Genomic DNA, 20,153 nt, shown 5'->3' on the forward strand with positions numbered 1-20,153 from the left:
GGCCTATATATGCAATTTTCAAACAGCAGTCATTTAGAGATGTGAAAGGGGACAAACAATGACAGAATTAAAGCGAACTCCATTATTTGACACCTATAAGGAGTATGGAGCAAAAACCATTGATTTTGGTGGCTGGGAATTGCCAGTTCAGTTTTCAAGCATTAAGGAAGAGCATGAAGCGGTACGCACCAGGGCTGGTTTGTTTGATGTTTCACATATGGGAGAAATTGATGTTAAAGGAACAGACAGCTTACGATGCCTGCAAAAAATGATGACAAATGACATTTCCAAATTATCTGACGGCGGTGCCCAGTATACAGCTATGTGCTATGAAAACGGCGGCACAGTGGATGATTTGCTTGTTTATAAATTAAAGGATAATCATTATCTTCTTGTAGTAAATGCTTCTAATATTGAAAAGGACTATGCATGGCTAGCTGAACATACTGAGGGAGATGTGCAGCTAGAGAATCTTTCAGAGAAAACAGCACAGCTAGCGCTTCAGGGGCCACTTGCTCAGAAGGTTCTCCAAAGACTAGCATCAGAAACTGACCTTGCAAGTATTGGTTTTTTTAAATTTAAACAGGAAGTCGGCTTAAACGGCAAAAAAGCCCTGGTTTCAAGAACAGGATATACCGGTGAAGACGGCTTTGAAATATATTGTGACTCCAATGATGCTGCAACACTTTGGAAAGCTATTCTTGAAGCTGGACAAAAAGATGGAGTCGTTCCATGCGGCCTGGGTTCACGCGATACACTCCGCTTTGAAGCAAATCTGGCTTTATACGGCCAGGAGCTTTCGCCTGAAATATCACCTTTGGAAGCAGGAATCGGCTTCGCCGTAAAGCTAAATAAAGAGGATGATTTTATCGGTAAAGAGGTTCTTAAGCAGCAAAAGGAAAATGGGCTGCCGAGAAAGGTAGTCGGTATTGAAATGATTGACAGAGGAATTCCACGCCATGGATATCCTGTTTATAAAGGTGAGGAACTGATCGGAGAAGTAACAACCGGTACACAATCTCCAACTTTAAAGAAAAATATCGGTTTGGCCCTGCTCCAATCGGATGAAGCATCATTGGAAAATGAGGTAGAGGTTGAAATCAGAAGCAAACGCCTTAAAGCTCGGATCGTGCCGATTCCTTTTTATAAAAGAGAAAAGAAATAACAGAGGGGAGATAAGATAATGAAACATCGCTACTTACCGATGACAGAAGAAGATAAAAATTTAATGCTGAAAACAATCGGTGTATCCTCTATTGATGAACTTTTCAGTGATATTCCCGAAAGTGTAAGGTTCAGAGGAGAATACAATATTAAACCAGCAAAACCTGAAACAGCTTTAATGAGAGAACTGACCCAGCTTGCTGGCAGAAATGCTGATTTGAGAAGCCATGTATCTTTCCTTGGTGCAGGGGTTTATGACCACTATATTCCGGTGATTGTAGATCATGTTATTTCCCGTTCGGAATTCTATACAGCCTATACTCCTTACCAGCCTGAGATTTCCCAGGGTGAGCTGCAGGCCATCTTTGAATTTCAAACAATGATTTGTGAACTTACTGGAATGGAAACAGCGAATTCCTCTATGTACGACGGCGGTACTGCTCTTGCTGAGGCAGCAATGCTTAGCGCAGCCCATACAAAGCGGCAAAAAGTTCTGATTTCTGGTGCCGTCCATCCGGAGGCAAGGGAAGTTGTGAAAACTTATGCCAAAGGACAGAGAATCGACATTGTTGAGATACCCATTAAAGACGGTGTAACGGATCTGGATGCTTTAAAAGAACTTTCAGGTGACGGCGTGGCAGCAGTTATTGTGCAGTATCCTAACTTTTTTGGCAGGATTGAGCCATTAAAAGAGATAGAAGAAATCGTACATGCCAATAAATCATTATTTGTTGTTTCCAGCAATCCTTTATCTCTTGGAGTACTAACTCCTCCTGGTAAGTTCGGTGCGGATATTGTAGTAGGCGACGCACAGCCATTCGGTATTCCAACTCAATTTGGAGGCCCGCACTGTGGATATTTTGCGGTTACAAATAAATTAATGCGAAAAGTCCCAGGTCGGCTTGTCGGCCAAACAACGGATGACCAGGGGCGCCGTGGATTTGTTTTAACTCTTCAGGCACGTGAACAGCATATCCGCCGCGATAAAGCGACATCCAATATCTGTTCAAACCAGGCACTTAATGCTCTTGCCGCTTCTGTGGCAATGACTGCTCTTGGTAAAAAGGGAGTACGGAGCATGGCTGCATCAAATGTCCAAAAAGCCCACTACGCTAAGACAGCTTTTAAAGAACAAGGCATTGAATTAGCTTGTGAAGGATCTGCCTTTAATGAATTTGTTGTTAAATTAAATAAACCAGTTAAAGAAGTGAACCAGGAGCTTTTGAAAAAAGGAATTATAGGCGGATATGATCTTGGACGAGATTATCCGGATATGGCCAATCACATGCTGATTGCTGTTACTGAAGTCAGAACAAAAGAAGAGATTGATACTCTAGTCAAAGAATTGGGGGATATTCATGCATAATCAAGACCAGCCGCTTATTTTTGAACAAGGCAGACCTGGCAGGGTTGGCTTCAGCCTACCGGATCTTGATGTTCCGGAAGTGGATCTGTCCCAGTTATTGCCGGAAGGCTATATTCGTGAGGAAGAGCCTGAACTTCCTGAAGTTTCTGAGCTTGATATCATTCGCCATTATACAGCTCTTTCAAAAAGGAACCATGGCCTTGATTCAGGATTCTATCCTCTTGGCTCTTGTACAATGAAATATAATCCTAAAATTAATGAAAATGTAGCCCGATTTAATGGGTTTGCACATATTCACCCACTTCAGGATGAAAGTTCTGTTCAGGGGGCAATGGAACTGCTGTATGATTTGCAGCAGCACTTAATAGAAATTACAGGTATGGACGAGGTTACATTGCAGCCGGCTGCTGGTGCACACGGAGAGTGGACCGGGCTAATGCTTATCCGTGCCTATCATGAGGCAAATGGTGATTTTAACAGAACAAAGGTAATCGTTCCGGATTCCGCTCATGGAACAAACCCTGCTTCAGCTTCAGTTGCGGGACTTGAAACTGTTACTGTTAAATCTAATGAACATGGTCTGGTAGACCTGGAAGACCTGAAAAGAGTCGTTGGAGAAGATACCGCTGCATTAATGCTGACTAATCCAAATACCCTTGGCTTATTTGAAGAAAATATTCTGGAAATGGCTGAAATCGTTCACGGAGCTGGAGGAAAGCTTTATTATGATGGAGCCAATTTAAACGCAGTTCTTTCAAAAGCCCGCCCTGGAGATATGGGATTTGACGTGGTCCATTTAAATCTTCACAAAACCTTTACAGGCCCGCATGGCGGCGGAGGACCCGGTTCAGGCCCTGTAGGTGTTAAAGTTGACTTGATTCCGTTCCTGCCAAAACCAGTGATTACAAAACGTGGAGAAGAATATGTGTTTGATTACGATCGTCCGCAATCTATTGGACGCGTTAAACCGTATTATGGCAATTTTGGAATCAATGTCCGTGCCTATACTTATATCCGCTCAATGGGTCCCGATGGGCTTAAGGCTGTTACTGAGTATGCGGTATTAAATGCAAACTATATGATGAGACGCCTTGCTCCATACTACGACCTTCCGTTTGACAGACATTGTAAGCATGAATTCGTATTAAGCGGAAGACGTCAGAAAAAGCTGGGGGTTCGTACACTGGATATTGCCAAGCGACTGCTTGACTTCGGCTATCATCCGCCAACCATTTACTTCCCGCTTAACGTGGAAGAGTGTATTATGATCGAACCAACTGAAACTGAATCAAAGGAAACATTGGATTCATTTGTAGATACAATGATTCAAATTGCTAAGGAAGCAGAAGAAAATCCTGAAATTGTCCAGGAAGCGCCTCACACAACAGTTGTAGGCCGACTGGATGAAACTACTGCAGCCCGTAAGCCAATTCTGAGATATCAAAAGAACTAATATAAATTCCCTGCTCCTTAAAAAGGTGCAGGGTTTTTTGTTAGGAAATAGAACACCTGCCGGACTAAGGAAAAGGGTTTTTAAAAAAATGTGACCCCATATGGATGAAAAAGAGGAGAAAAGGGGGTAACCAAAAGGCAAACATATTGACCCCAATACTCAAGAGGCAAAGGGGTAACAATAGGGCTGGTATCGTGCACCTAAATGATTTTCAAAAGGCAAAAGGGGTAACAATAGTGCAGGTATCGTGCACCTAAATAATGTTCAAAAGGCAAAAGGGGTACAATAGGCAGCTTCATAGTTGCCTCCATCTAGCAGATAATACAAAATAAAAAGGCCGCTTTGCGCGGCCTTTCAAAAGTTTATCTTATTTCTTTGCCTTTACCTTTCCGGTCCATTGCTTAAATCCACCCTTAAGGTGTGAAAGGTTTTTATATCCTCTTCTGTATAAAAATTGTCCGGCACGGCCGCTGCGCATCCCACTTTGGCAGTATAGGTATACTGGAAGGTCAGGACGAATTTCTTTTGAACGCATTTTCATCTGCGATAAAGGAATGTTTCTTGCCCCTAATATATGGCCAGCTTCGAATTCGTTTGGCTCGCGCACATCAATAAGCTGGGCTTTTCTATAGCCTGCTCGGAATTCTTCTTCGCCCAGGGTTTTGATAATTCTCTTTTGCAATAGCATGGTCGTAAGAGAATAAACACCAAAAGCAGCTAAAATAATTAAAAGTAAATAAAGAGTATTCAACTGTATATTGCTCCTTTCAGGCTGTACTGCAACATTTATTATTATATAAGTCCAATCTTTCGCGGTAAAGAGGACGATAGAGAAAATTTTTATTTTTTATTACTCTATTATACCAGATTCATCTTGCTTTGTTTTTCTTCATGAATTTGATAGACTAAAACTCGCATTGAATTTATACAAAAAGAGGGTTACATATGAAAAAAGAAGTTTGGCGCTTTATCGATTCAGGGAATGGCTCTCCGTCTTTCAACATGGCGCTGGACGAGGCGCTTCTCGATTGGCATAGTGTTAGTAAAATACCTCCAACTATTCGCTTTTATGGCTGGGACCCTGCTACACTTTCAATTGGTTATTTTCAAAAAGTAGAGAAAGAAATTAATATGGAAGCAGTAAAGGAACATAAACTTGGCTTCGTCCGACGCCCGACAGGAGGACGTGGAGTTCTTCATGAACACGAACTGACTTATAGTGTTATTGTTTCAGAGGATTATCCTGATATGCCTAAAACCGTTACAGAAGCATACCGGGTTATTTCTGAGGGGATTTTGAAAGGATTTCACCACTTGGGTCTGGAGGCATATTTTGCAGTCCCTAAAACTCAGGATGAGAGAGATTCATTAAAAAATCCTCGCTCGGCTGTTTGTTTTGATGCACCTAGCTGGTATGAACTAGTTGTTGAGGGCAGAAAAGTAGCTGGCAGTGCTCAAACTAGGCAAAAAGGGGTTATCCTCCAGCATGGTTCCATTTTGTTAGATTTGGAAGAAGACAAGCTTTTCAGCCTGTTTAAATATCCTAGTGACAAAGTTAAGGAAAGAATGCAGAGAGCATTCAAAAGCAAGGCAGTGGCGATCAATGAAATAAGTGCAAGAAGGATTTCTCTCGAGGAAGCAAAAGAAGCATTTTTCAAGGGATTTTCAGAAGGGCTGGATATTGAGCTGGTTCCCTATGAACTTTCAGAGGAAGAGCTCGAGTATGTTAATAAAATCGCCAAAGAGCGATACGAAAATGATGAATGGAATTTTAAAAGGTAAAAGCAGGAACATTTCTGCTTTTTTCTTTTTTTTGTTTAAAAAAGGTGAGAAATTTCGACAAAAAATGACGTTGTTTTTACCTGAAAGCCTATATAACAACTTTTGACAAGGGAATGCAAAACGGCAACCTTCGAAATTTGTTAAATAAACCCGAATTTTAGGGGAAAACCCTAACTATCTTTCTTTTTCTCTTGATTCTGGTATTTTTCAGGTTTGACAAAATTATGTCTTATTGTTCAAAACACAATATATAGTATTTGTAAAAATATATTAAACACTATATATTGATTTTATGTGTTTATATGTGATAACGTAAGGGTATTCCAAAAACAACTAGATCTAGTATTATAAAGGATTTATCTAGTAACAGAGAGAAAGAATTTTGAAGGAGATGTGAGCATGTCTGTTGCGTTAAAAGGAAAAGTGAATATTAATTTTGAAAGACTGAACGAGGATATCCGTCTGTTTTCACAGGTACACCCAGTGACTCCGGATATGAAACTAACCCATAAAGGAGTTTCCCGTTTAGTCATGCTCGACAGGTACACCTTTAAGGACACTGAGAAAATTACTCTCACTGCCGGTGACTTTGTTGTTCTTACCATCAAAGAGGATCCAAAGTTTCCCGCTCGCGGACTTGGCTTTATTTTAGAAATTGATTGGGAGAAGAAGACAGCAAAAGTTGTGGTAGAAGAGGAGTTTAGAGGTGTATTGGGTAATCCGGAAGAGGCCGAAACTGGAATCATAACCGCCTCTCTTGATGTGATCGAAAAACCGCTCGAAGTTTTTTATGAGCAGATTGCGAAACGCAACGCAACAGGCTTGGCCTCAGTAGAGACAACAGAAGAAAAACGTACAGAATGGTTCGAAAAGTTCTATCAGGAGCTTGTCAGCCTGAACTTTATTCCTGCCGGCCGTGTTCTTTACGGAGCTGGAGCAGGAACTGAAGTTACTTTCTTCAACTGCTATGTAATGCCTTATGTTCAGGATTCACGCGAAGGAATTTCTGATCACCGCAAGCAGGTAATGGAAATCATGAGCCGCGGAGGCGGAGTAGGAACAAATGGTTCTACCTTAAGACCTCGAGCAACCCTTGCGAAAGGAGTAAATGGCAAATCTTCCGGTTCCGTATCCTGGCTGGATGACATTGCAAAGCTGACTCACTTAGTTGAGCAGGGCGGATCCCGCAGGGGAGCTCAAATGATAATGTTGGCGGATTAAAACATGTGACATCTCCCTAAACAAGAACGTACGTTCTAATTCTATCTTACTGAAGTTTATTTATGGTAAGAAATGCCATGAAAAAACATTTGGTAAAGAAGCACTTTTTATAGATGCATTAGTCCGCGTCGTTCAGAAAATGAACGACTAGAAAATCGGGTGAATTGCAGGGAAATCCTTAGAGGCTGGCAAGCCACAACGTGACTGGAAACGGTGAGCGTGAAGGCTATAAAAATTGCCATGCATTGGACAATCTGCAGCCAAGCGTCATCGGGCCAAGGTGATGGCGAAGGTTCAACGACTAGAGAGTGAGTCCCAACAATAAACTCTCATAAGCGCCCGGCCCCTAACAGGTTAAGCTGAGGGTGATGATATAGTCTAGTCCGGCTGCTCTGCAGCGAAATATTCCGAAAGGAACGGTATGAACGTGGCATCCTGATATTGTAGAATTTATCATTTCAAAAATGCAAAACCCTCGTATTCTGCGATTCCTTATTGAAAATACGCAGGATGAAACAATTAAAAAGCATGCGAAGGACAAGCTGAAGTTCACACCACTAACTCTGCAGGAAGAATCAATGTACCAAGGAATTGTAAACTATAAAAACATCCCTGGTTACGGTGGTTTCAGTGCTGAGATTATTAAAAATGCTGAGGAAAAGCTTGATGAAGGTGGAAATTACTCCGTTCATAATTCTGAATTCTTAACAGGAGCAAATATTTCCGTATGTCTGACAAAAGATTTCATGCAAGCTGTTGAAAATGATAGAGAATATGAACTTCGCTTCCCTGATGTTGAAAGCTATGATGCTGAAACAATGCGAAAGTATAATGAACAGTGGCACGAAGTTGGCGATGTCCGTGAATGGGAAAACCTGGGCTATAAAGTACGCACTTATAAAAAAATTAAGGCGAAAGAACTTTGGAACCTGATTAATATTTGTGCAACTTACTCAGCAGAACCAGGGATCTTCTTTATCGATAACGCTAACGACATGACCAATGCCCAGGCATATGGACAAAAAGTTGTTGCTACAAACCCATGTGGTGAGCAGCCGCTTGCACCATTTTCAGTGTGTAACCTCGCTGCCGTAAACTTGGCAGAAATGGCAGATAAGGAAAACAAAACAGTTAACTTTGAAAAATTAAAGCGCACAGTTGAAGTTGGAGTACGTATGCAGGATAACGTAATCAACGCAACACCATACTTCCTTGAGCAAAATAAAAAGCAGGCTCTTGGGGAACGCCGTGTTGGGCTTGGTGTAATGGGCCTTCATGACTTGCTGATTTATTGTGAAACTGTGTATGGTTCCGAAAAAGGAAATGTACTTATTGATAAAGTATTTGAAACGATTGCAACAACTGCTTATAGAGCTTCAGTTGAACTTGCAAAGGAAAAAGGAAGCTTCCCATTCCTTACTGGTGAAACAGAAGAAGAAACAAACCTTCTTCGTAAGGCATTTTCAAATACAGGATTTATGAAGAAAATGCCTGAGGACATCCGTGAATCAATTCTTGAAAACGGAATTAGAAATTCACATTTGCTAACTGTGGCTCCGACGGGTAAACTGCTTGCCCCCTATATTCGTAAGAATGTAGCGTAAACTTGGCTATATGCGGGAAACTCTGGCGTATCTTTTGCTACCTTGGATTTGCCATCCTAATAACGGTAAAAATGCAAAAGTGTTGGTTTTACCTACCAGACAATCCGCAGGGAAGTCGTGGCTGACCCCTCAACGACTACATGCCGAGCAACCATCTTAGGGTTGATGATATAGTCTGACCCATATGGCGACATATGGAGCAGGTAATGATAATCCTGCCCTCTATGAATTATAGAGAGTAACAAAAGTGAGCACCGGAACAATGGTTGGCGTATCTACGGGACTTGAACCATACTTCTCCTTCTCATACTTCCGCAGCGGAAGATTGGGTAAGTTTATTGAAGTAAATGCTGATATCGTTCAGGAGTATTTGGAAAAGCACCTTGAAGCAGATAAAGACAACTTGCCAAGCTGGTTCATTAGTGCGATGGAACTTGCACCTGAGGCCCACGCTGATGTACAGTGTGTCATCCAGCGCTGGATTGACAGCTCAATCAGTAAAACTGTTAACGCACCAAAAGGTTACAGTGTTGAACAGGTTGAGAAGGTTTATGAGCGTCTTTACAAAGGCGGTGCAAAAGGCGGTACCGTTTATGTAGATGGATCTCGTGACTCCCAGGTATTGACGCTTAAAGCCGAAGAAAATTCTAATCAGGAAACAACGCCTGTAAAAGAAAAAGCTAAACAGCATGTCGTATTAGTAGATACAATTGCTGAACTAAGATCAACTAAAGTTACAATAGGTTCTGAAGTAGGCGATACTTGCCCAGTTTGCCGTAAGGGGACTGTTAAAGATATCGGCGGCTGTAATACATGTACAAACTGTAATGCACAATTAAAGTGCGGATTATAATAGTAATTCTCAGGATGGAAGGTGTCTTCCATCCTTTTTCCTTTTCATAAATGCTGTTGGAAATATTTCTTTTTTATTTCCCCCATCGATAGTGTTCATACTAACAAAAAGGACTTAAAGAAATGGGGAAATAAAATGAAACCGTTTGTTCCACAGCTTGTTTATATTGAGCCAAATGCCCTGGAATATCCATTGGGCAGGGAGCTCAAGGATAAGTTTGAAAAAATGGGGCTTGAGATAAAGGAAACAACCTCTCATAATCAGGTCAGGGGAATACCAGGCGATAATGAACTCCAGCAATACCGAAATGCAAAGTCCACACTGGTGGTAGGAGTGCGGAGGACACTTAAGTTTGATACATCCAAGCCTTCCGCAGAGTATGCGATACCGCTCGCAACCGGCTGTATGGGCCACTGCCATTACTGCTACCTGCAGACTACGCTTGGAAGTAAGCCGTATATTCGAACCTATGTAAATCTTGATGATATCTTTGAACAGGCTCAAAAATATATCGATGAAAGAAAACCTGAAATTACCCGATTTGAGGCTGCCTGTACATCAGATATTGTTGGTCTCGATCATTTAACACATTCGCTCAAAAAAACAATTGAATTTATCGGTAATACTGAGTATGGAAGACTTCGTTTTGTAACGAAATATCATCATGTGGATCATTTGCTTGATGCCAAACATAATGGGAAAACCCGATTTCGCTTTAGCGTGAATTCCCGCTTTGTAATTAAAAATTTTGAACCAGGAACCTCTAGCTTTGACGAGAGACTGGAGGCAGCCCGAAAAGTAGCAAATGCTGGTTATCCACTAGGCTTTATTGTAGCGCCAATCTATATGCATGAAGGCTGGAAGGAAGGCTATGAAGAGCTATTCCAAAGACTTCAGCATTCCCTTGAAGGAATGGATTTGCCAGATTTATCATTCGAATTAATACAGCATCGCTTTACTAAGCCTGCTAAAAAGGTAATTGCGAAACGATACCCTAAAACAAAACTGGAGATGGATGAAGAAAAAAGAAAATATAAATGGGGACGATATGGAATAGGAAAATATGTTTATCCCACAGAACAGGCTCAGGACTTGGAAAGCACAATTCGCGGCTATATTTCCACTTATTTTCCAAACGCAAAGGTTCAGTATTTCACCTAAAAATATTTTTAGCATGTACGCCGTACTATTTTATTCAAAGCCCGCTTAAAGATGTAAAAAGGACTGCATCTGAGGGGAGTGGCCTGAATGGATATAGACGGCGTTTTCTCTGGCGGGGGTGTAAGGGGACTGGCGATTATTGGTGCCCTTAATGAAATTGAACAAAAAGGATTCCGTTTTACAAGAGTGGCAGGAACAAGTGCCGGATCTATTGTGGCCGCGCTTGTTGCAGCTGGTTATACAAGTAATGAGATTTTTCAGCAACTCGATGAAATGGATCTGACGAAATTTCTCGATACAAGAAAAACGCTGTTACCTTTTCCCTTTGCCAGTTGGCTGCTTGTATATTGGAGATTAGGGCTTTATAGGGGAAAAGAACTTGAAAAATGGATAGCACAAAAACTGGCTGCGAAAGGAATTCGTACTTTTTCTGATCTGCCGCCACAAAGCCTAAGAGTAATTGCCTCGGACCTTACAAACGGCAGGCTGGTAGTCCTGCCGGATGACCTCGATAAATATGGTATTCTTCCAGGATCTTTTCCAGTTGCCAAAGCAATACGGATGAGCTGTAGTATTCCTTATTTTTTTGAGCCAGCCAAATTGAGAGTAGCAGGAAAAGCTAATATTCTGGTCGATGGCGGAGTATTAAGTAATTTCCCAATGTGGCTCTTTGACCAAGAGAACGTTAAAATGACAAGGCCAGTTCTTGGAATAAAGCTGAGTTACAGTGAAACGGAACATAAACCCCATAAAATCAATAATGCTATCCAAATGTTTGCTGCTTTGTTTGAAACAATGAAGGATGCACACGATACTCGTTATATTTCAAGAAAGCATGCAAAAAATATTATTTTTATTCCTACAGAGGGAGTAGTATCGACTGAATTTATTTTAACTGATGAAAAGAAGCATGCCTTATTCGAAGAAGGAAAGAAGTACGCTAAACAATTCTTTAGAACTTGGGGATATTAAAAGTAAAAAAAATCGGGCCCTCCTAAAAGGATGCCCGATTTTTCTTTTTGGCTTTTTTTCCCTCTATTACTGTTAGATGGGATGGGGTAGTTTTTTTCTTCATCTTTTTCTTGCCTGCAGACAAAATAGAAGTGGGATTGCCGTGATGCTCCCCGCTTTTTTGCTGAAGCCTTTTTTTAGATCTTTTTGCGGCTTTAAGAAAAGCACGCTGCTCTTTTTTCTGGGGGCTTGCTTTGTGAAAACGCCTGTAAAGTAAGTATATCGCCATACCGATCAATGCAATGACAGCTATTCTTTGGAGAAAACCGGCAGGATTAGAAATAGCCATTCCTGCTGTACCAACAGCAGCAAGAATGAAAACTAAAACAATAAGAATTAAGGGAACCCGATTTTTCAAGAAAGCCACCTCCCTAAGAGCATCTTAATCATTTTTTTTATCTTTTAAACACTGGATAAAAAGATTTATACAATTTCTTCCGTTTTCATTTGGTCATTTGTTTCTTTTTCCATTCTCAATAGCTCTTTAAAAGACAGAATGGCTACTTCAACCTGATCATCTGCTGGTTCTTTCGTAGTTAGCAGCTGAAGCCATAGACCAGGAAGCCCTAAATATTTAAGGACAGGAACCTCCCGCAGTTTATTTGTAAATTGTAATACCTCAAATGAAATTCCAAGGACTACAGGAATTAATGCAAGTCTGTCCACGACCCTTAACCATAGAGGGGAAGTCGGGACAAGCAAATAAACAAATACCCCTACAATGACGGTAAACAGAATAAAACTGCTTCCACAGCGATAATGGAGGCGGGAATGAGCCTGAACATTTTCAATGGTTAGTTCTTTTCCATCCTCAAAAGTATTAATTACTTTATGCTCAGCACCATGATATTGAAAAACTCTCTTTACAATTGGTGTAAGTGAGACAAAGTAAATATACGATAGCAGCAAAATTAATTTAAAGAAACCTTCGACTAATACTTGGGCAAAATCGGACGGGAAGATTGGCTTAGTTGCTAGCGCCAAAAAAACAGGAACTAAAGTGAAAATAAATTTTCCGAAAAGGAATGAAATAACCCCTATAGCCGCTACACCAAGATACATAGACAGCTTTGAAACTTCCTTTTCCTTTATTGTATGATCATCTTTCGGATCAAGATCAAATCGTTCTGTAGAAAAGTTTAAATGTTTTGAACCGTTTGCACTTGCTTCAATTATCGCAGCAATCCCTCGCAAAAAAGGAATTTTTTTTAATAAAGTAAATGCCTGTATGGATTTGCGGGGCATTCGGAAGTAATCAACCGAGCGGTCTTTTCTTCTAATTGCAGTTACATAATGATGTTTGCCGCCAAACATAACACCCTCAACTACTGCCTGGCCTCCATAAACAGGTTTTTGATTATTTGACATATCTGTTACACCAGCCTATTTCAAAGTTGCACAATCAGCTTATATCGAAAAACTGTATGTACTTTATTTTATTCTACTAAAAAAAAGAAAAAACCTCTATATGGCATATAATATCTTCATTAACTTTCCAATAATCCTTCTAATATTGTAAAGCCCATGCAAGGGAGGCAGTATTTAGGGGCATACTAAAAGGAAAATTCCTCAAAGAAGGAAAAATATTGGTCGAGGAGGTAAAGCAAATGGATGAAGAAAAAGTAAAGGACAGACAAATGGCAATGATTGCGTATGTGGTATATACGGGTTTGTTTGCCGGGATTTTTTGGAGTTCAATCGGCTGCCTGGCATATTTTTTAAATTTTACCGAAATTCGTTCTAATGTCATTCTTGAACCATGGGCAATTGGGGATTGGAAAACAGGCTGGCTTGGAACTGTTATTTCCATTATTCTTATGGGAGTCTTTTCTATCGTAGCAGCCTTGATTTACTACGCTGTTTTAAAAAATATTAGTAACAGATGGATTGGGATCATTTATGGACTAGTTCTTTTTTCTCTTGTTTTTCTAGTTCTGAATCCTATTTTTCCGGGAATAAAGCCTTTCCAGGAAATAGACAGGAATACAATGATTACATCAGGCTGTCTTTATGTAGTATACGGAGTTTTCATTGGATATTCGATCTCATATGAGCAGCAAAATCGAAAAGGAACGGTTCAGAGACACACAAATGAACATAGTCAATAATAGTGTACTTTCCTGATTCTGTGATAGAATAAACATTGGAAAATGTTTAAAAAACATAGCTGCAATGGAGAGTCTTAAATGAAAAAAATTATGCTGCTGAATGGCCCTAATTTAAACATGCTTGGCAAGAGAGAGCCAGGAATTTATGGAACAGGAACACTTGCTGAGCTTGAAAAAAGAATTACTCAGCTGGGAATGGAGAATGGAATTGAAATTATTAGTTTTCAGTCTAATTCTGAAGGAAAACTAATCGATAAAATTCAGGATGCCTGGGAGTCGGGGATTCAGGGCATTATTTTTAACCCAGGGGCTTATACACACTACAGCTATGCTCTCAGGGATGCGATTGCAGGAATTGATGTCCCAGTTATTGAAGTACATATGACAAATGTCCACAAACGCGAGTCATTCCGCCATGTTTCGGTTATAGCACCTGTAGCTATGGGACAAATAGTTGGCTTGGGCTTCAAGGGATATGAATTGGCACTGTTAGCCTTGCTGGACAAGGAAAAGGAGAGGGGATAATCAATCATGAAATTAGAAAAATTACGTTCTGAATTCTCGAAACGGGGTATTGACGGATTACTAATCACCAGTGCCTATAACAGACGCTTTATGACAGGCTTTACAGGTTCTGCAGGTGTGGTTTTGATAAGTGGAGAAGGAGCACAGTTCATTACAGACTTCCGATACATAGAACAGGCCTCCAAGCAGTGCGAAGGCTATGAGATTGTAAAACACACAGGAACTATTCCTGAAGAGGTAGGAGTACAGGCAAAAAAACTAGGTATTACTAAACTTGGCTTTGAAGAAGACCATCTGACATTTTCTTCATTTAAGATGTTTGAAAATGCTGTTGAAGCTGAGCTTGTTGCTGTTTCAGGCGTTATTGAAAAGTTACGCTTGATTAAGACGGAACCAGAGATTAAGATATTAAAGGAAGCAGCTGACATTGCTGATGCTGCATTTAAATATATCCTTGACTTTATTCGTCCAGGAAAAACGGAACTTGAAGTTTCGAATGAATTAGAGTTTTTTATGAGAAAAGCGGGTGCCACATCCTCTTCTTTTGATATCATTGTTGCATCTGGATACCGTTCTGCTCTGCCTCACGGTGTCGCCAGTGATAAAGTGATTGAAACAGGAGATTTTGTGACATTGGATTACGGAGCCTATTATAAGGGGTATGTATCTGATATCACCAGAACTGTTGCAGTTGGCCAGCCTGATGCAAAACTGAAGGAAATTTACGACATTGTCCTTGAAGCCCAGCTTCGTGGAATGGCGGGAATCAAACCAGGAATGACCGGTAAAGAAGCTGACGCATTAACCAGAAATCTGATTACTGAAAAAGGTTATGGGGAATACTTCGGACATTCTACTGGACATGGCATCGGTTTGGAAGTCCATGAAGGGCCTGCCCTTTCGTTTAAATCAGACATAGTCCTTGAACCTGGAATGGTTGTTACAGTTGAGCCGGGAATTTATGTTCCTGGACTTGGCGGGGTGCGTATTGAAGATGATACTCTGATTACTTTGGATAGCAATGACGCACTGACTCACTCAACTAAAGAACTCATCATTTTGTAATGAATTACTAGGAGGATTTTTAACATGATTTCTGTTAATGACTTTCGTACAGGATTAACAATTGAAGTAGATAATGGAATCTGGCGAGTTATCGATTTTCAACACGTAAAGCCAGGAAAAGGAGCTGCTTTTGTTCGCTCGAAGCTTCGTAACCTTCGTACAGGTGCTATTCAGGAAAAGACTTTCCGTGCCGGTGAAAAAGTAGCAAAAGCGCAAATCGATAACCGCAGAATGCAATACCTATATGCTAGTGGTGACCAGCATGTATTCATGGACAATGAATCTTACGAGCAAATTGAAATCCCATCAACGGCTCTTGAGCATGAACTGAAATTCCTGAAAGAAAACATGGAAGTATCGATCATGTTGTTCCAAGGAGAAAATCTGGGAGTGGAACTTCCTAATACTGTTGAACTTGAAGTAACAGAAACTGAACCAGGTATCAAAGGTGATACAGCTTCCGGTGGAACAAAGCCTGCTATTTTGGAAACAGGTCTTTCTGTTCAGGTTCCTTTCTTCATCAATCAAGGCGACCGTCTCATTATCAATACAACAGATAGCAGCTATGTATCTCGTGCGTAATTAATATTTATTTTTTAAAAGCCCCTATTGTGCTCACTGCGCAATAGGGGCTTTTTTTGTTTAACAGGCGGGTCTGCCTTTCTTCTTGTGAAGGGTTTAACAATATTTACATACTTTCTGCAAAGTTTCTGCACACATTTTTTTTATTCTTAAGGTATCAAAATAAAGGAGTCGATCGCAATGAATATGACCCACTATATGGGATTGCTGGCTGACAACCAACCGTGGAATTTAATTATTTTTATGGCAGTACCAGTGATCATGGCAGAAACAATTGCTATTACAGAACTTGCAATTCTTTTCACAAGAGATATGAACGGCTGGATGAGAAAGCTAAATAGAATGTGCAGTATCTTTGTTGGCCTTTATTTTACTGGTATCTTTATTTACCTAATGAAAACCGCTTTTATTCCACTAACTGTAAACGGAGAATGGAAAGGCTGGATTGACGTTGTTGCTGTGACCTTTTATTTGCTCGGTATCGTTCCTTTGCTTGGCATGGCACTACTTGACATGGGACTCATCGGAAAAAACAAAACAGAAGAACAAAAACTTAAAATGCACGTCTTCTTTGTTGGGCTCTTTCTTGTAGTAGCTCATGTTGCGATGATTTTCGGTATGGTTGATCCAAGTCTGGGTTCCCATAGCGGGAATGACATGATGAATATGAAAATGTAAGAATTGGCCGGGAAATATTTTTTCCGGCTTTAATTAAATGGAAGCGAGTAATTAAATTTCATTCACTAAATAGTAAGATTTATACAATATTTACCTTGCTTTTTTTTGCTAAAATAAATGAGAAATTGAAAGAGTAAAGGATTGAAAGGGGTGACAGAAATGAAAAGAATCACTTCTGTGCTGCTTTCCGCTCTGCTTTTAGCAGGGGTTGCGTCGGGATGCAGCTCAAATAAGGAAAAGTTAGTGCTTGATAAAAAGCATAAGCCATTGCCAGATTATGTTCTTAACTCCACTGAAAAAGTACAGGAAACCTATATAATGGCTTCCAAATATCCACAAGTTCTTGCTTCAGTGCCTTGCTATTGCGGTTGTTATAAGGAGCAGGGGCATGAAAGTAATTTAGATTGTTATGTAGATAAGCTGGGTCCAGGAAACGCAGTAGAAGAATGGGACTCTATGAGTATATCGTGAGACGTTTGTATCGATATCGCCCGGGAGGCGGTAAAAATGAAACAAGACGGTAAAAGCCTAAAGGAAATTAACCATTTAATAAAAGAAAAATATAAGGACTTTGGTGAACCAACTCCAACGCCGGATCCAAAGTAAGGGGATTCCCATGAAAAAACTACTAATCGGCATATATATTCTGATAATAGTAGGGATTGTTTTTATCATTAATAATAATAGTTTAAAAGATAACAAAAACGACAAGGCGATAAGCGCAGGTGAGCAAATATATAAACAGCAATGCTTTGTATGTCATGGAGATACAGGGAAGGGGGAGGGTGCTAAAACAGGTACTGCCATCAATAACCAGCATTTCCTGAGCTCGGTCTCCAATAAGGACTTGTATAATTACGTGAAGTTCGGCAGGGAAGGAACAGCTATGCCTGCCTATCAGCAAAGTGTATCTGAGAAGGATTTGAAAAACCTGGTTGCCTATATGAGAGATTGGCAGAAAGATGAATTAAAATTAAAGGTACCTGCATCCATTTCTGGTGATGCCGAAAATGGAAAGAGGGTTTATGGTCTATATTGCATGAGCTGCCATGGTGAAAATGGTGCAGGGAGAGACAAAATGGGGACAGTTCTCTCGAATCCGCAATATCTTAAATACACGACTGACAGACAAATTTGGATTAGCACTGCCTATGGAAGAGAAGAAACCAGAATGGGCCCCTCTCTTAAAGGTGAGGAGGGTGTCAGACAGTTAAAAGAAAAGGACATTTCTGATGTTGTCACCTATATTAGATCTCTTCAGATAAAATAAGGAGTAACCCTTCACATGTTGTGAAGGGTTTTTTTTGATTGTTAAGAAAGCATAAAGTTTTACCTTTTAATTTGTCTAGCTCCAACGCCCTGCAAGTTTTCATCTCTGTAAAGCTTCCTTGAGTATCTTGCTTCAAGTATGACCTTTAGGTGATACTTGGTGCAGCTAGTGTCCATCCCGCTTCTCCCTACGATAAGTCAACATCGAACTCCAGTGCTCCTGCGCCACTGCTTTTTCAAAGAAGCTTATGTTCAGCTCGTCGCAAAGCTGCATGTCGTCTATTCAGAGAAGCAGTTACAGGAAGTTTACTCAGGTAGTTGCTTCGCTGAACGGGCGCTTGCGCTTTTCTTAAACCGGTACTCCGGATTGCCCCCTTACTATGGCATAAGCCAAAATTCCTATGACAGAAAATTGATGAGGAAATTGTATCTCATTTATTAAAAAGGCCAACCACTCATAAGTTAACAAAATTTTCAATTTCAACTCATCGGGCTAAATTGGAAAAGGCTTATAGTATTCATTAGAGAGATTGTTAGTCATTGAACAAGGCAAAGTATTAAATTCCGACTGGTAAAAACGTCCTTAAATGTAAATGTGAACTTTGTGTGGTTTTTTCTTGTCAAAAAGGTAACGAATCTTGCCCTTTAACAAAATGTTCAAGAGTGCTTCATCTTTTAAGGGCCGGCAACGATTATATTTATTTCAAAGATTACTATGTTGGAAATTAACCAGTTAGTGAGAAGTTTTCTAGGTCAAGGAGGATTTATATGCTAAAGAGGTTTTTAGTTGCAATAGTAACTGTTGCAGTATTTTTATCCGGTTTTACCATCAAAAATGCCAAAGCAGAAGGAGTGTTCCAGCCAGAGCAATTTCCTTACAAAGAATTGCAAATCCAAGTTATGCCGGAGTTTGATTATCCGGACAATTGGCCAAAGGAACAGCCGTCCCTGCTCGTGGGACAGTACGGGACAATCGTTAACAAGAGCGGAACAGACTTTGATGGAAAAATAGAAATACCTGTACCTGCAAAAGAAAAAGGCTTTCAGATATACCTGGTTGCGGAATTCCCATCTGAAGATAAACCTGAAGTCCAGCGGCCGTATGACGTAGATAAAGAAAAAGGAATGGTTAGCTGGAAACCCCAAAAACCAATAAAAAATAATGAGAGTTACAGATTTGTAGTTGAATATTATTCAAATCCTATAAACGTAAAAGATACAAAAAGTTTTTCTTATAGTTTTAAAAACCCAGCTGATGCTGACCTAATGGATGTTATTTTTTATGCACCTATTAATGCAAAAGAAATCCAGCTGACCCCAAAGCCTCAAAATTCATCAAAAAGCGAATATGGTGAACCAATTTATTATTATTCATACAAGAAGGTAAAAAAAGGAGACAGTCTTAACTACAAGGTTTCCTATAAAAAGAAAGATAATGAATCCACATTGGCTGCTATTGATAAAAAACAGCCCCCAAGTGATACCACTCATAGCGGTGTTAAAGGGGGAGGAACAGCTACCGATCAGATTCTCAACAGCTCCAAAAGCAGCGAAAATAGCAAGGAGAAACAGCCTTTTATCAGCAATGCAGGTGCAGTTATCATAGGAATTTCCCTTATCATTGCTGCCGCTTTTGTTTATTTTGGATTAACCGGAAGAAACAGAGTGAATGCCAGGAATCTGACAGCTTCCAAAAAGAAACCAAAATCAACTGCACCCAAGAAACCAAGCAAGTTAGCTAACGAAAATGAAAAGAAAGAACTTCGCAAGAAATTACTGAATGGAAAGATTGATCAGGAAACGTACGAAGAGGAAATGAAAAAATTAATTTAGAGGAGCGGAGCAAGAATGAAGAAGAATACTTTAGTCATGCTTGGAGGCTTTATTATAGCAGGAGCAATTGTCTTCCTGCTGATGGCGGCAACTCCTGGTTCCAGTGGAATTGAACTGACTATGAAACAGCTTCTTGCAACTCAGGATCAGCATAAAAGTGATTTCGTAACAGTAGAGGGCTTACTTATTGAAAAATCGATTAAATGGAACCCCGACAAGATTCAGCTGAAATTTGATGTTAAAGATAACGACGGAAACATCATGCATGTCGTTCACAATGGAATAAAGCCTGATAATTTTGCAGAAGGTGTTATTACCATTTTACAAGGATCACCAACCACAAAAGATACTTTCAAAGCCGAAACAGTTAAAACAAGATGCCCTTCAAAATATGAAGGCAAGGACATGAAAGATTATGATCCTAAGAAACATGAGGAATTGCTCAATAAAACACCACATGAAAAATAAGATGCAAACC

18 protein-coding genes and 3 pseudogenes are annotated in these 20,153 nt (G+C 40.1%); 18 read left to right on the forward strand and 3 right to left on the reverse strand.

Annotated elements, in window-relative coordinates; genetic code table 11:
* Positions 1-58 precede the first annotated feature (58 nt).
* From gcvT to gcvPB, 3 genes are read left to right on the forward strand one after another with little or no spacing between them, the layout of a single operon-like run.
* Entirely contained in the window at positions 59-1,165 is a 1,107-nt protein-coding gene (gene gcvT, locus AC3WR0_RS10625; RefSeq protein ID WP_492552295.1) for a glycine cleavage system aminomethyltransferase GcvT, read from the forward strand.
* A gap of 18 nt (positions 1,166-1,183) precedes the next feature.
* Entirely contained in the window at positions 1,184-2,530 is a 1,347-nt protein-coding gene (gene gcvPA / locus AC3WR0_RS10630) for an aminomethyl-transferring glycine dehydrogenase subunit GcvPA (protein ID WP_492552296.1), read from the forward strand.
* Positions 2,523-3,983 (forward strand): aminomethyl-transferring glycine dehydrogenase subunit GcvPB, encoded by a 1,461-nt coding sequence (gcvPB, locus tag AC3WR0_RS10635; protein WP_492552297.1) that lies wholly within the window; start codon positions 2,523-2,525, stop codon positions 3,981-3,983. The genes gcvPA and gcvPB overlap by 8 nt, the downstream gene beginning before the upstream one ends.
* A gap of 367 nt (positions 3,984-4,350) precedes the next feature.
* Here the strand turns inward: gcvPB and AC3WR0_RS10640 are convergent, their stop codons facing one another.
* Positions 4,351-4,734, reverse strand: coding sequence for a rhodanese-like domain-containing protein (locus tag AC3WR0_RS10640; RefSeq protein ID WP_492552298.1), 384 nt, complete (start codon positions 4,732-4,734; stop codon positions 4,351-4,353).
* Between the two features lie 194 nt (positions 4,735-4,928).
* On the opposite strand from AC3WR0_RS10640, the gene AC3WR0_RS10645 reads away from it, so the two are divergent.
* From AC3WR0_RS10645 to AC3WR0_RS10670, 6 genes and pseudogenes are all read left to right on the forward strand, one after another.
* Positions 4,929-5,765 carry a lipoate--protein ligase family protein gene (locus tag AC3WR0_RS10645; protein ID WP_492552299.1) on the forward strand — a complete coding sequence of 279 codons (837 nt, stop codon included), beginning with the start codon at positions 4,929-4,931 and terminating at the stop codon, positions 5,763-5,765.
* A 399-nt stretch (positions 5,766-6,164) separates the two neighbouring features.
* Positions 6,165-6,983 (forward strand): annotated as a pseudogene (locus AC3WR0_RS10650) (ribonucleotide reductase barrel domain-containing protein); the annotation flags it as partial.
* Positions 6,984-7,414: 431 nt separating this feature from the next.
* A pseudogene (locus tag AC3WR0_RS10655) lies at positions 7,415-8,551 on the forward strand (ribonucleotide reductase barrel domain-containing protein); the annotation flags it as partial.
* A 289-nt stretch (positions 8,552-8,840) separates the two neighbouring features.
* A pseudogene (locus AC3WR0_RS10660) lies at positions 8,841-9,443 on the forward strand (ribonucleotide reductase barrel domain-containing protein); the annotation flags it as partial.
* A 135-nt stretch (positions 9,444-9,578) separates the two neighbouring features.
* Entirely contained in the window at positions 9,579-10,604 is a 1,026-nt protein-coding gene (gene splB / locus AC3WR0_RS10665) for a spore photoproduct lyase (protein WP_492552300.1), read from the forward strand.
* Positions 10,605-10,691: 87 nt separating this feature from the next.
* A complete protein-coding gene (locus AC3WR0_RS10670) occupies positions 10,692-11,576 on the forward strand; it encodes a patatin-like phospholipase family protein (RefSeq protein ID WP_492552301.1) in 885 nt (294 codons plus the stop codon).
* A gap of 22 nt (positions 11,577-11,598) precedes the next feature.
* On the opposite strand, the gene AC3WR0_RS10675 is transcribed toward AC3WR0_RS10670, so the two are convergent.
* On the reverse strand, positions 11,599-11,982 hold the full coding sequence (locus AC3WR0_RS10675) for an SA1362 family protein (protein WP_492552302.1): 384 nt from the start codon (positions 11,980-11,982) through the stop codon (positions 11,599-11,601).
* Between the two features lie 56 nt (positions 11,983-12,038).
* Entirely contained in the window at positions 12,039-12,983 is a 945-nt protein-coding gene (locus AC3WR0_RS10680; RefSeq protein ID WP_492552303.1) for a DUF1385 domain-containing protein, read from the reverse strand.
* Positions 12,984-13,222: 239 nt separating this feature from the next.
* Between AC3WR0_RS10680 and AC3WR0_RS10685 the strand changes: the two genes are divergently transcribed.
* From AC3WR0_RS10685 to AC3WR0_RS10725, 9 genes are all read left to right on the forward strand, one after another.
* The gene (locus AC3WR0_RS10685) at positions 13,223-13,723 is read left to right on the forward strand and encodes a YqhR family membrane protein (RefSeq protein ID WP_492552304.1); all 501 of its coding nucleotides are present in this window, start codon (positions 13,223-13,225) and stop codon (positions 13,721-13,723) included.
* A 78-nt stretch (positions 13,724-13,801) separates the two neighbouring features.
* Positions 13,802-14,248 (forward strand): type II 3-dehydroquinate dehydratase, encoded by a 447-nt coding sequence (aroQ, locus tag AC3WR0_RS10690; protein WP_027320086.1) that lies wholly within the window; start codon positions 13,802-13,804, stop codon positions 14,246-14,248.
* A 3-nt stretch (positions 14,249-14,251) separates the two neighbouring features.
* Positions 14,252-15,313: a M24 family metallopeptidase gene (locus tag AC3WR0_RS10695; RefSeq protein ID WP_492552395.1), complete on the forward strand. Its 1,062-nt coding sequence runs from the start codon at positions 14,252-14,254 to the stop codon at positions 15,311-15,313.
* A 24-nt stretch (positions 15,314-15,337) separates the two neighbouring features.
* Positions 15,338-15,895 carry an elongation factor P gene (efp, locus tag AC3WR0_RS10700; protein ID WP_027320088.1) on the forward strand — a complete coding sequence of 186 codons (558 nt, stop codon included), beginning with the start codon at positions 15,338-15,340 and terminating at the stop codon, positions 15,893-15,895.
* 180 nt (positions 15,896-16,075) lie between these two features.
* Positions 16,076-16,573 carry a DUF6803 family protein gene (locus AC3WR0_RS10705; protein WP_492552305.1) on the forward strand — a complete coding sequence of 166 codons (498 nt, stop codon included), beginning with the start codon at positions 16,076-16,078 and terminating at the stop codon, positions 16,571-16,573.
* Positions 16,574-16,732: 159 nt separating this feature from the next.
* Positions 16,733-17,179, forward strand: a complete 447-nt coding sequence (locus AC3WR0_RS10710; protein WP_492552306.1) for a PCYCGC motif-containing (lipo)protein — start codon at positions 16,733-16,735, stop codon at positions 17,177-17,179.
* A gap of 10 nt (positions 17,180-17,189) precedes the next feature.
* Positions 17,190-17,843, forward strand: a complete 654-nt coding sequence (locus tag AC3WR0_RS10715; RefSeq protein WP_492552307.1) for a c-type cytochrome — start codon at positions 17,190-17,192, stop codon at positions 17,841-17,843.
* Positions 17,844-18,610: 767 nt separating this feature from the next.
* Positions 18,611-19,675, forward strand: a complete 1,065-nt coding sequence (locus AC3WR0_RS10720; protein WP_492552308.1) for a hypothetical protein — start codon at positions 18,611-18,613, stop codon at positions 19,673-19,675.
* A 15-nt stretch (positions 19,676-19,690) separates the two neighbouring features.
* Entirely contained in the window at positions 19,691-20,143 is a 453-nt protein-coding gene (locus AC3WR0_RS10725) for a cytochrome c maturation protein CcmE (RefSeq protein ID WP_492552309.1), read from the forward strand.
* Positions 20,144-20,153 lie beyond the last annotated feature (10 nt).

The organism is Neobacillus sp. FW104-15D2 (genome assembly GCF_058790155.1).

What these genes read in the sequence shown, in the direction of transcription:
- gcvPB (WP_492552297.1), top strand. Translation starts at nt 2,523, where the DNA reads ATGCATAATCAAGACCAGCCGCTTATTTTTGAACAAGGCAGACCTGGC.
- efp (WP_027320088.1), top strand. Translation starts at nt 15,338, where the DNA reads ATGATTTCTGTTAATGACTTTCGTACAGGATTAACAATTGAAGTAGAT.
- AC3WR0_RS10680 (WP_492552303.1), bottom strand. Translation starts at nt 12,983, where the DNA reads ATGTCAAATAATCAAAAACCTGTTTATGGAGGCCAGGCAGTAGTTGAG.
- AC3WR0_RS10725 (WP_492552309.1), top strand. Translation starts at nt 19,691, where the DNA reads ATGAAGAAGAATACTTTAGTCATGCTTGGAGGCTTTATTATAGCAGGA.
- AC3WR0_RS10715 (WP_492552307.1), top strand. Translation starts at nt 17,190, where the DNA reads ATGAAAAAACTACTAATCGGCATATATATTCTGATAATAGTAGGGATT.
- AC3WR0_RS10705 (WP_492552305.1), top strand. Translation starts at nt 16,076, where the DNA reads ATGAATATGACCCACTATATGGGATTGCTGGCTGACAACCAACCGTGG.
- gcvPA (WP_492552296.1), top strand. Translation starts at nt 1,184, where the DNA reads ATGAAACATCGCTACTTACCGATGACAGAAGAAGATAAAAATTTAATG.
- gcvT (WP_492552295.1), top strand. Translation starts at nt 59, where the DNA reads ATGACAGAATTAAAGCGAACTCCATTATTTGACACCTATAAGGAGTAT.
- AC3WR0_RS10670 (WP_492552301.1), top strand. Translation starts at nt 10,692, where the DNA reads ATGGATATAGACGGCGTTTTCTCTGGCGGGGGTGTAAGGGGACTGGCG.
- AC3WR0_RS10720 (WP_492552308.1), top strand. Translation starts at nt 18,611, where the DNA reads ATGCTAAAGAGGTTTTTAGTTGCAATAGTAACTGTTGCAGTATTTTTA.
- AC3WR0_RS10685 (WP_492552304.1), top strand. Translation starts at nt 13,223, where the DNA reads ATGGATGAAGAAAAAGTAAAGGACAGACAAATGGCAATGATTGCGTAT.
- aroQ (WP_027320086.1), top strand. Translation starts at nt 13,802, where the DNA reads ATGAAAAAAATTATGCTGCTGAATGGCCCTAATTTAAACATGCTTGGC.
- splB (WP_492552300.1), top strand. Translation starts at nt 9,579, where the DNA reads ATGAAACCGTTTGTTCCACAGCTTGTTTATATTGAGCCAAATGCCCTG.
- AC3WR0_RS10645 (WP_492552299.1), top strand. Translation starts at nt 4,929, where the DNA reads ATGAAAAAAGAAGTTTGGCGCTTTATCGATTCAGGGAATGGCTCTCCG.